General features: G+C 42.2%; 10 protein-coding genes. 5 read left to right on the forward strand and 5 right to left on the reverse strand.

The window, feature by feature from the left end; genetic code table 11:
* Positions 1–19: 19 nt before the first annotated feature.
* From eboC to I8752_RS01015, 3 genes are all read right to left on the reverse strand, one after another.
* On the reverse strand, positions 20–952 hold the full coding sequence (gene eboC / locus I8752_RS01005) for a UbiA-like protein EboC (protein WP_214430449.1): 933 nt from the start codon (positions 950–952) through the stop codon (positions 20–22).
* Positions 953–1,061: 109 nt separating this feature from the next.
* A complete protein-coding gene (locus I8752_RS01010) occupies positions 1,062–1,970 on the reverse strand; it encodes a TatD family hydrolase (protein ID WP_225895372.1) in 909 nt (302 codons plus the stop codon).
* A 21-nt stretch (positions 1,971–1,991) separates the two neighbouring features.
* Complete coding sequence (locus I8752_RS01015) at positions 1,992–2,870, reverse strand: EboA family metabolite traffic protein (protein WP_214430450.1); 879 nt, start codon at positions 2,868–2,870, stop codon at positions 1,992–1,994.
* A gap of 467 nt (positions 2,871–3,337) precedes the next feature.
* On the opposite strand from I8752_RS01015, the gene I8752_RS01020 reads away from it, so the two are divergent.
* Positions 3,338–4,558 (forward strand): 3-dehydroquinate synthase, encoded by a 1,221-nt coding sequence (locus I8752_RS01020; protein WP_214430451.1) that lies wholly within the window; start codon positions 3,338–3,340, stop codon positions 4,556–4,558.
* 82 nt (positions 4,559–4,640) lie between these two features.
* On the opposite strand, the gene I8752_RS01025 is transcribed toward I8752_RS01020, so the two are convergent.
* A complete protein-coding gene (locus I8752_RS01025) occupies positions 4,641–5,972 on the reverse strand; it encodes a calcium-binding protein (RefSeq protein ID WP_214430452.1) in 1,332 nt (443 codons plus the stop codon).
* A gap of 156 nt (positions 5,973–6,128) precedes the next feature.
* On the reverse strand, positions 6,129–6,536 hold the full coding sequence (locus I8752_RS01030; RefSeq protein ID WP_214430453.1) for a thiol-disulfide oxidoreductase DCC family protein: 408 nt from the start codon (positions 6,534–6,536) through the stop codon (positions 6,129–6,131).
* A 211-nt stretch (positions 6,537–6,747) separates the two neighbouring features.
* Here I8752_RS01030 and I8752_RS01035 point away from each other — a divergent pair, with 211 nt between their 5' ends.
* From I8752_RS01035 to I8752_RS01050, 4 genes are all read left to right on the forward strand, one after another.
* Positions 6,748–7,806 (forward strand): helix-turn-helix domain-containing protein, encoded by a 1,059-nt coding sequence (locus tag I8752_RS01035; RefSeq protein ID WP_404827069.1) that lies wholly within the window; start codon positions 6,748–6,750, stop codon positions 7,804–7,806.
* A 137-nt stretch (positions 7,807–7,943) separates the two neighbouring features.
* A complete protein-coding gene (locus I8752_RS01040) occupies positions 7,944–8,996 on the forward strand; it encodes an aldo/keto reductase (protein ID WP_214430454.1) in 1,053 nt (350 codons plus the stop codon).
* Positions 8,997–9,132: 136 nt separating this feature from the next.
* Positions 9,133–9,702 carry a DNA starvation/stationary phase protection protein Dps gene (gene dps / locus I8752_RS01045; RefSeq protein WP_214430455.1) on the forward strand — a complete coding sequence of 190 codons (570 nt, stop codon included), beginning with the start codon at positions 9,133–9,135 and terminating at the stop codon, positions 9,700–9,702.
* Positions 9,703–10,072: 370 nt separating this feature from the next.
* A complete protein-coding gene (locus I8752_RS01050; RefSeq protein WP_214430456.1) occupies positions 10,073–10,789 on the forward strand; it encodes a pirin family protein in 717 nt (238 codons plus the stop codon).
* The last annotated feature ends 162 nt before the right edge of the window (positions 10,790–10,951 follow it).

The following is a 10,951-nucleotide window of genomic DNA, read 5'->3' on the forward strand; positions in this document are numbered from 1 at the left end:
CAGTTCTATTAGACTGGTTTTAAGTAACAGCAAATATTTGCGCTAATTTCATTGAAAGTGGTAGTAAAATTAGCACTAATAAACCGTAATACAAACCCGCAAAACCAGCCGCGATTGTTGCATCTAAAATAATTAGAGATAACACGCCCATTTTCACAGCCGCACGGATTGTTTCGGGTATCGGTTCGCGCGCAGCTTTCACAAAATTAGGCAAGACTCGGATAGCTAATAAAGCAGCGAAGGGTAAGGCTGAAATTACTGCATAGTCTTCTAAAAATCCCAAAGATAAAACTGCTATCAAGACTATTGCAATTAAGAGTAATGCTAGGACTCCTGTTATCTTTTTACCTCCATGAACTTCTCCCTGACTAATTGCGGTAATAGCAGCAATATAAAAGACAGGAATTAGTGCTAAATACCAACGCTCGCTTACTATTGCTGGTACGGCACTGACACCCAATAATAAGTTACCACCACGACACAAACCCATATTTAGCGGGCCAAAAAAAGGATGATGCTTGGCGATCGCATCATAAAATAGAGCGGCAGAAGCGATAATGATAGCGATCGCAGCACTGAACCAAGAGACTTGAAAAGCCGCCAAGATACCGATGGCAAACAGTGTACTTCCCAATAAAGTAGCATTCTGACGAGACACGCGATCGCTGGGAATTGGTCTACTTGGTCGCTCTTTGCTATCCAATTCAGCATCGAAAACATCATTAAAAACTATACCGCCACCGTATAAACCAGTTGTTGCTAATAACAACCAGCCTAAAGGAATTAAATTGGTAAAAGTTGCTTGTCCATCAATCGATTTATCAAAAATAATTCCAGCCCCAGAGGCAGCAAAACCAACAAGAATATCCGCCCAAGCAGTAACAATATTAGCGGGACGCATCAATTCCAAATAACCCCGCCAGCGTTGAAAATTTAAACTTGCAACATTCATACTAATTCGTAATTTGTAATTAAGTAGTACAGATTATTGTCAGGGCGAACCTAACAGCGCCCCTACCTATGTACTTCATTATCTTTTACTCCTCACTCAGCACTCTTCACTACTCAATCAGCATATAGTCTGAAACTGACTTAATCCCTGGTTCCTGTCCCCGCAAGACAGAATTACCATTAAACAACTCACGCCGATCGATAGATTCAGGATTAAGCCAGTCTGATGCTTGCATTTGCCCAGTTTGACTGTAAGCAGCTAAAGCATTTTCGTAACAAACTGCTCGTACATGTTCTTCAGGAATGCCTCTATCTAACATCAATTGAGCTGTTTTCGGAACAGCTAACGGATCGCTGATACCCCAATCAGCACTACTGTCTACAATGATTCTATTGCGTCCATACTGGCGGACAATCTCTACCATTCTGGCGTTACCCATCTTTGTCTGGGGGTAAATTGTAAAAGCTGCCCAAAAACCTCGTTTTAATACTTCTTCAACGGTTTCTTCGTTGTTGTGGTCAATAATTACTTGTGAGGGATCTAAGCCATATTCGATGCAGCGATCCATACTACGGCTAGCACCCGCTTTTTTATTGCGGTGGGGAGTATGAATTAGCACCAACATATCTAGTTCTTTGGCTAATTCTAATTGTTGGCAAAAGTACTTATCTTCTACTTCTGTCATATCGTCATAGCCAATTTCCCCAATGGCTACTACTCCTTCTTTACAAGCATAAAGCGGTAGCAATTCCATTACTTCTGCTGCTAGCACTTCGTTGTTAGCTTCTTTGGGATTTAAGCCGATTGTGCAGTAATGTTGAATACCAAACTGTTTAGCACGAAACCTTTCCCAACCGACAAGACTGCTGAAATAATCTTTGAATGTGCCTGCGTTAGTTCGAGGTTGTCCTAGCCAGAAGGCTGGTTCAATAACGGCGACAATGCCATATTCCCGCATTACTAAATAGTCGTAGGTAGTACGGGAACACATGTGAATGTGAGGATCGATAAACATCATGCTGTTGCCCTATGATAAATTTCATTTATAGACATGGCGATCGCAATTCAAGCTGCTCCAACTCAAATCACCTCGTTGAATAGCTGAGTGCAAATCTGGGTATCGAGAGAGTAATGTTTGGGCTTCGGGTACAGGAGATTCGGCACAAGCCAATGCTGCTGCTGCTTGGGAGGTTATATCTCCATTCGCTAGCACTTTTTCCAAATCTGCAATGATGGCAGCATCGGCAAACCGCCCCACAGGCCGCCAAAGTTCTGGCGAAACAGCTCGTTTGGCTGCCCAACGTTCGTGGGCATAGTCTCTTAACATCCTGGCTAATTCTGGGTTAGCACGGCGATCTAAACCCCAAATTAGATGTAAGGGACTGCCTACAAATAAAGCCTTTAGCACCATCTGATTCCAAGCAATATCGTCTAAATAAGTTGCAGGATAAGGATTTTGTAATGCTATGGCTTGGAATACATTACTCATATTGCTGCGAATACCCTCAGTCGCACGTTGGCGATGTAACTCTGGATATGGCAGTAAGGGCAAACTTTGATACAGGACAACTAACTCACCCATATCGGCAGTCGTGAAAACTTTATCGAGCGATCGCACATACTCCTCAGGCTCGTTATGGGGCAAAGCTAGAAGTAAGAGTATCCGACCTGCTCGATCTACACTCCAATGATTAGGAAACCAACCAGGAAGCACAGTCTGTGCTGCTTCCAAATCCTCAGATGTTAACTGTAAATTCTCCTTACCTAGATAACGCGGTACAGCACTGAAAGCAGTAAAAAACACTCGTTCGGCAGCACCGCTAGCAATCTGCGCCTGTTTTTCTTCTAGCCAAGCAATACCTTGACTTGAAGCAGACTTTAACAGCCATTGATGCAGTAACTCTTTTACCCTACTCATGATTAATTCAGGAGAAGTTTACCAGCTTTTTTCTATACTAAACAAGTATAAAATTTGCCACTAAAATTGATACTTTATTATTTATTTGAATATAAAATATCTTACCAGAGTAGTAATTTTACGGAATCTATAAAATTTTCCTGGTTTTTAACAAGATACTGTAAAGATTTAATTGAATGTCTAGAAAATCTGAACTAATTTTAATAAAAAAAATAAGACTTTATGCAACAATAATATCCATTGCCAAGTCTAAGAAATAAATTTTAGGCATCAAAAGATTTAAAAATTGATGTTAGTTTTTGATTTTATTGGATGATATATAAGTATTTTCATCTTGAAAATTATTAGCTTAAGCGGTTTGAGGAATCACTTCACACTGCAAGTAACTACATGAATTGAACTTTTCAATTAGTTGCCAATATTAATTGCAGCAAGATATCTATTTACAGTTATTTCAAACTACTGCTATGAAAACTTCCTTGAAACAAAATTTAGCTATCAATTTCCAACCAATTAGCCAATGTGTGCGCGTGTCCTTTAACTATGATGTTCATTTCACAAGAGGTTTATTTAAGTTAGACAATTCTTTGCTGGCGCAGGCGATCGCCGCAGATGGACACTCAGCCGCAAAACCAGTGGTAGCAGTCATAGATGGAGGATTGTTACAGTATCAAGATAAGTTATTAGAAAAATTATTAGCCTACGCCCAACGTTATCAAGATGTATTCACCTTGAGCAGCGAACCAATCATCGTTCCAGGTGGAGAAACAGTCAAAAACGATTCTAGATTTATAGAGCAAATTCATCAAAGTATTAATTTAGGTGGATTGTGTCGCCATTCCTACGTTTTAGCGATTGGGGGTGGAGCTGTGCTGGACATGGCAGGATACGCAGCGACAACAGCTCACCGAGGAATTCGGTTGTTGCGAGTGCCGACAACAGTGTTAGCACAAAACGATTCAGGTGTAGGGGTAAAGAATGGAATCAATGCTTTCGGCAAGAAAAACTTTTTAGGTACATTCATGCCACCTTATGCTGTATTGAATGACTTTGATTTTCTGACTACTCTAGACGATCGCGATTGGCGATCGGGCATAGCAGAAGCGGTAAAGGTAGCGTTAATTAAAGATAGGAATTTTTTTGATTTTATTCAGACTTATGCTGAAAAATTGGCTAATCGAGACATGGATATTATGGAGAGGCTGATTTATCGGTGTTCCCAATTACATTTAGAGCATATTGCTGGTAGCGGCGACCCCTTTGAAATGGGTTCCTCGCGTCCTTTAGATTTTGGACATTGGGCTGCTCATAAACTCGAACATTTAACAAATTACAGTCTTCGTCACGGTGAAGCCGTAGCCATTGGCATTGCCTTAGACAGCACTTACTCATATTTAACAGGGCAACTCTTGCGATCGCACTGGCAACAGATTCTAACTACGCTCAAGATATTAGGATTCGCATTGTACCTACCGACACTCACCGAGCAATTAGACCGACCAGACCATCCCCATTGCCTATTTAGAGGGCTTACCGAATTCCGCGAACACTTAGGAGGAGAATTAACAATTACCCTTCTCCAAGGAATTGGGCAAGGAATAGAAGTTCACAAGGTAGATTTGTCTTTGTACAGACAAGCTATTTTGATGCTGCAAGATTGGGAGCTTTCTTCAGTGCTGAGTAACTAAAACTATTTAAACTGAAGGGGTAACAACCTGCTAACGCAACCACTAACTTTAGAGGTCGAAAAGCAGCAACCATCTCTAATACCTAGGCTTCGGGGGGAGGGGATACAAAACGGAAATAGCTTCCCTCAAGGCTTAGATTGGTAACTCCTTGTACAACTGCAACCAAGCCATAGCTAAGATATATTGCTACTCCTTGTGGTAATCCCACAGGAGAGGAACCTAGACTATATTTATCTAAATATACTCCTTCATATCCTCCTGATAGTTGGATAATATCCTGGTTGCTGTTAAAGTCGGTAATGATTGCGTAGTTATTTTTAATGCCATCTACAGAGCTATACGGTACATATAAACTGTCATATTCATCTCCTAGAATAAATCGATCTGCCCCTGCACCACCTGTCAATGTGTCAACCTCATACTCCGAGATTGGACCCGCGCCACCACTCAGCACATCATTACCAGCACCACCATCTAGAACATCACTTCCATAAGCTCCTATCAACAAGTCGTCACCGGAGCCACCAAGTAAAGTATCCTCACAAATCCCCCTAAATAAACCACTGTCGTCACCCCCCAAGGTATCGTTGCCTGTACCACCGTCTAAAAAATCATTTTGGATACCACCTTGTAGTAAGTCATCACCAGCACCACCATACAAGACATTGTTTCCATCAGTAAACCATCTACCTTGCACCATACCACCATAGAGACTGTCGTTGCCAGAGCCACCATAGAGACTGTCGTTGCCAGAGCCACCATCTAGCAAATCATCTCCTGAGCCACCATCTAGCGTGTCATCTCCAATAAAATTTATAAAAGACGTTACTATCGGGAACTCTACCCAAATTGAATCACCACGTAGGGTATCGTTACCTGCACCGCCTATTAGTAGGTCATTAGCATTACCAAGTGTATTAGAATATTTATTGAAAATATCTTGGATAGCATCAAAATCATCGAGACTAGAAAAGATGTAGGTAAACTGATAAACTAAACCTTCATAACCGTCATAACCACCTAATAGAAGGTCATCTCCAGCACCACCAATTAAGGTATCAGCTCCAGCACCACCTTCCAGAAAATCATTACCAAACCCGCCTTGTAGAGTATCATCTGCATCAGTATAGGTTATTAAGAGAGTTTCAATCTGCTTTATAACGTAGGTTGGCTCAAGATTACGGACATTGGAGTCATCAAGAAACACGGGATTGACGGGATCGATATACGGATCGCCAATTAAAGTATCGTTCCCGTTACCACTATCAAGCCAGTCTTTACCTTCACCACCATTAAGCTCGTCGTTTCCTGCTTTGCCCAATAACAGGTCATTTCCAGCTAAACCGCTAAGTGTGTCATTGTTATTCGTTCCAGTCAAAGTATCGTTGAAGAAAGTACCAATTTTAACTACCATATCCGTCACTTTCCTTTCTATACAATATTTGTCTTTGAATAGATATTTTCATAGCGAAACAATGCGTTGACTAAAAACAGCACTTAATGCTGGCTCAAAAGATAAATATTGGAAACCGCTGATATCAAGCCTTTTTCTATGCGTCCTAATTACGAATTATAAATTAGCGCAACTACCATCAGTACAGTATGCTGATTGATAAGTACTAGAACGCTTGCCAAAGATAGTATAGCGGTTATCGCGGATTTGTTCGTAAAAGCGATCGCCTACCCACTTCATTCCTGGTAATGCCCGGTAAGCGTCTACGAATATACTGCCAGCTGGTAATAAGCGCCCAATTTCCTCAGCCGCGTCACTACCTTGCCAACGTCTTTGAGGTGCATTGCGATCGATTAAAATCATCCCTTGTTCGCAATCTTGGGGTGTAATGCCAAATTGGGCAAGTGTCTGCTCGTCTTGCATGGGAGCATAGCGAAATAGCTTTCCCTGGTCTAGATTTTCCAGCAATTGCACGAGACTGACGCAGAGATTGCAATTTCCATCGTAGATAACGTAGTAATTCATCGAAATCTTGATTATTTTGTAATAATAGTCTAGGGTGTTTTCCTACTAAGTATAGCGTGACACCTCAAACTGCTTCCTGGCTTAAAGTGCTGAGTCAAGAGTTAGAAGTTACAAGTTTTATCTCTCCTCTGCACGCCAGTTGCTACCCTGCGGGAAGCCCTTCGGGTTCGGAGTTCGCAATCGACGGGAACCGCCCTTCGGGTTCGCCACTTTGCCATCCTTCGCACGCGCCAAGACGGCAAGTGGACTCACCAAGACTGCGACCCCCTCACCGCAGAAGCGTCTACAAGTCAGCAGAGCCGCCCAACGCACTGGTTCCCCTCTGCTCCTGCCTTTTGCCTTCTTTAATCGGGTGAGAACGATGCTAGAAGAGACAATCTTAAGTGTTGATTTTGCTCAAAAAGATGCTTCGTTAGAAATTCTACCGCGATCGCCTTTAAATTCCAGTTTTCAGGCCCAGTGGAATGGAATTGGTTTGGAGCATCATCGACAGCCTGCCCACGAAACTCCTGAACATAGCTTTCAACAGCATGTTATTACTATTTGCTTAGAGCGTAGTGGAACTAAAGCAGAGCGGGTGTTCAACGGGCGGCTTCAGCACGAGCAAATAGCTCAGGGGGATGTGGCGATTATTCCGGCAAACACGCATCACATCTCACGCTGGCAGTCGGAAGCAGAATTTATTGTACTCACTCTAGAACAAACTTTTTTCACTCGTGCTGCTTTAGAGTCCATAGATTTTCAAAGCGTTGAGATCGCACCACATTTTGCTGCACCCAATCCTCTGATTCAGCAAGTCGGGCTGGCACTCAAGTCAGAGTTAGAATCGGATAGCATGGGTAGTCGTATATACATTGAATCTCTAACAACTACTCTCTGCATCCACTTGCTCAAACACTATTCTGTATCTATTGAAAAAATTTTTCCCTACTCTAAAGATAAAGGTCTTTCCCGGCTGAAATTGAGACAAGTAATTTCATACATTCATGAAAATTTAGAAAACGATTTGTCTTTAGCTGAGATTTCTGACGAAGCGGGAATGAGTATGTATCATTTCTCGCGGCTGTTCAAACAGTCAACGGGTCTTACTCCTCATCAATATGTAATGAATAGCAGAATTGAAAAAGCAAAAAATTTATTGACTCGAACTGAAAGAACCATTGAGCAAATATCCGAACAAGTAGGTTTTCAAAGTCAAAGTCACTTTACAAATGTTTTTCGCAAACTGATTGGTGCTACACCCAAAGTTTATAGAGAAAAAATCAAGTAAACGATTTAGACACCCGAAAAGTGGACGATCGCAGGCTAGGATACAGTATTAATTTGTATTTTCTTTTTTACCCACAATTTTATGTAGCATGTAAATTTAGATATTCTTTCATTTCAAGATGAAGTGTGAAATGAATTATGAGATACAAACTCTTAGGTAAAAGCGGGTTACGAGTCTCAGAAGTTTGCTTGGGCACTATGACCTTTGGTGAAGACTGGGGTTGGGGAGCTTCTGTTGATGAAAGCCGGAAAATTTTTGATACTTTTGTGGAAACAGGAGGTAATTTTCTCGATACCGCCAATGGTTACACTGATGGCAGTAGTGAAAAAATTGTCGGTGAATTCATCGCTCAAGACCGAGAACGCTTTGTAGTTGCGACCAAGTATTCTTTTCCCTTGCGGATGAATGAGAGTAAGGGCGACCCCAATGCTAGTGGGAACCATCGCAAGAATTTGATTCAGTCGCTAGAAGGTAGCTTGAAACGACTGAATACCGATTACATTGACTTATTCTGGTTGCACGCTTGGGACTTCACAACGCCAGTGGAGGAAGTGATGCGATCGCTTGATGATGTGGTTCGCCAAGGTAAAGTACTCTATATCGGCATTTCTGATGCACCTGCTTGGATTATTGCCCAAGCCAATACAATCGCCCAATATCAAGGATGGACGCAGTTTGTCGCCCTGCAAATTGAGTATAATTTGATTCAACGAACGCCAGAACGCGATCTCTTGCCAATGGCAAAAGCTTTAGATTTAGCGGTAACACCTTGGTCGCCTCTGGCGGGTGGTGTGCTGACAGGTAAGTATAATAAGCCACTGCCAGCTGGGGAAGAACAGGGACGAATGGCAAACTTTCCCGCAGGAAGTATCTCAGAACGAAGTTTAGCGATCGCTGAGGTCGTCGGTCAAGTTGCCTCTGAAACGGGACGTACAGCCTCACAGGTGGCATTAGCTTGGCTACACGCTCAAAGTGGCATAATTATCCCGATTATTGGCGCGCGCAAGTTGACACAGTTTCAAGATAACTTAGCTAGCTTGGATGTCACTCTATCACCAGAGCATTTACAACGCCTGAATGAAGTCAGTCAAATTGAACTGGGTTTCCCTCATGATTTCTTGCAGAGTGATATGATTCGCGATCGCCTTTTTGGTGGCACATATAGCACCATAGACAATCATCGCGTCTGAGAGAATAAATTCAAGCTTTCTCAAGCATAAAATAGATAATAGTTCAATAACCCGTTAATTCCCTCTATCTAGAGAGAGTTCCAAAATCTTAACTACTATCTGTAGACTGTTTATATCGAGCCAACACGGTAGAATCATGAGCGATAACACACTTGCATCACGTCTTTACCCTACCCGTATTGACATTCCCGCTCAAGCGCGAGTGCAAATCGTGGTACTTCTTAATCAAACCTTGGCAGCTACTTTGGATTTGAAAACCCAAACAAAGCAAGCTCATTGGAATGTGAAAGGAACTGATTTCTATCAACTGCACGAGTTATTTGATGAAATCGCTGCTGAATTAGAAGAGTACGTCGATATGGTTGCCGAACGCGTTACCGCTTTGGGTGGATACGCTGTCGGGACAGCCCGCGCCGCAGCTAGCAATTCAATTTTGCCAGAATATCCTTTTGATATTTTAGATGGTAAAGAACATGTGACAGCTTTGGCAGATCGCTTTGCACCTTATGCCAAACACATCAGAGAAGCGATCGACAAAACCGATGAATTAGGCGATCTTGATACTGCTGACCTTTATACCGAAATTTCTCGCACCATTGACAAACGACTCTGGTTCTTAGAAGCTCATCTCCAAGTAGCAGAAATCAAGGGAGAAAATGGTGCAGCAGGTGCTACTAAAACTCAAAAGGCAGTTGCTGTAAGATAAGCACTTTTGAGCAATACGCATTTTTCAAACCTATTAGTATCTTTTTGGTAAGTACGCCACTTTTAAGTGCGTACTTTTCATTTTATATGTATATACTTTACTATTTAAATAGTTGAAGACAAGGGCTAAGAAATTAAAAAAAAGCTTGTGATTTTGAAGTAGCAAAGCAAAAAAGCTTAGTCAGATAAAGAAGGTCATTGAAGTGATTTATTTCAAAAAGTCTTTCCTGTTATCTAAGACATGAAATAAGTTACACCAGCAATTGTTAATTACTGCTGAAGTCTTTGAACAGGCGATGTTCAATCGGGAACTGCCATATTTTGTTTTTTAGTTGCCAACAAAAAGACTTGATAGTTAGCGAGGTAAACTTATGTCTCAAAATACGATTAACTACCTAATTCACGATCGAAATGCTCGCGGTCATGCTCAGATGGGCTGGCTCGATAGTTACCACACATTTTCCTTTGGTAGTTTTTACGATCCTAATCGTATGGGATTTCGCTCGCTGCGGGTGATTAACGACGATCGCATCGCCCCTGGTGCTGGATTCCCTACCCACGGTCATCGTGACATGGAAATTCTTACCTATGTCCTAGAAGGTGCAGTAGAGCATAAAGACAGCTTGGGTACAGGGTCAGTGATTCGTCCTGGTGACGCACAGATTATGAGTGCTGGTACTGGCATTGCCCACAGCGAATTTAATCCCTCACCAACTGAAGCCCTTCACTTGCTGCAAATCTGGATTATACCCGACAAACAAGGGCTAACACCCAGATACGAACAGAAAGCTTTCTCCTTAGAAGAAAAGCGTGGCAAACTGCGTTTAATTGCTGCCAAAGATGGGCGCGATGGTGCTGTGACAATTCACCAAGATGTTAATTTATACACTTCTATTTTAGAAGACGGTGATGTTGTTAATTACCACGTTCAGCCAAATCGTTATGCTTGGTTACAAATAGCTCAAGGCATTGCAACCTTGAATGGTGAAGAACTCAGAGCAGGCGATGGCGTGCAAATCACTGGTGAAGAGCAACTGGAAATCAGCACCAACATCGGCGCGGAAATCTTACTTTTTGACTTAGGTTAATGTGAGATAAACCTCTGTCCCAACTTCCCTATTGGCGGAGGGGCAGAGGGGCAGAGGGGCAGAGGGGCACAGGAGCAGAGGAGCAAAGAAAGTAAATTTACGTGAGTTTGACGGGTGCTATTTTTACCTCTCCCCAGCCTCCCCATCTCCCCCATCTCCCCC

This window comes from Dendronalium phyllosphericum CENA369 (assembly GCF_016056275.1).
Taxonomy (GTDB): domain Bacteria; phylum Cyanobacteriota; class Cyanobacteriia; order Cyanobacteriales; family Nostocaceae; genus Dendronalium; species Dendronalium phyllosphericum.

Coding starts and splice junctions, on each gene's coding strand:
- eboC (WP_214430449.1), bottom strand. CDS start 952: ATGAATGTTGCAAGTTTAAATTTTCAACGCTGGCGGGGTTATTTGGAA.
- I8752_RS01010 (WP_225895372.1), bottom strand. CDS start 1,970: ATGATGTTTATCGATCCTCACATTCACATGTGTTCCCGTACTACCTAC.
- I8752_RS01015 (WP_214430450.1), bottom strand. CDS start 2,870: ATGAGTAGGGTAAAAGAGTTACTGCATCAATGGCTGTTAAAGTCTGCT.
- I8752_RS01020 (WP_214430451.1), top strand. CDS start 3,338: ATGAAAACTTCCTTGAAACAAAATTTAGCTATCAATTTCCAACCAATT.
- I8752_RS01025 (WP_214430452.1), bottom strand. CDS start 5,972: ATGGTAGTTAAAATTGGTACTTTCTTCAACGATACTTTGACTGGAACG.
- I8752_RS01030 (WP_214430453.1), bottom strand. CDS start 6,536: ATGAATTACTACGTTATCTACGATGGAAATTGCAATCTCTGCGTCAGT.
- I8752_RS01040 (WP_214430454.1), top strand. CDS start 7,944: ATGAGATACAAACTCTTAGGTAAAAGCGGGTTACGAGTCTCAGAAGTT.
- dps (WP_214430455.1), top strand. CDS start 9,133: ATGAGCGATAACACACTTGCATCACGTCTTTACCCTACCCGTATTGAC.
- I8752_RS01050 (WP_214430456.1), top strand. CDS start 10,073: ATGTCTCAAAATACGATTAACTACCTAATTCACGATCGAAATGCTCGC.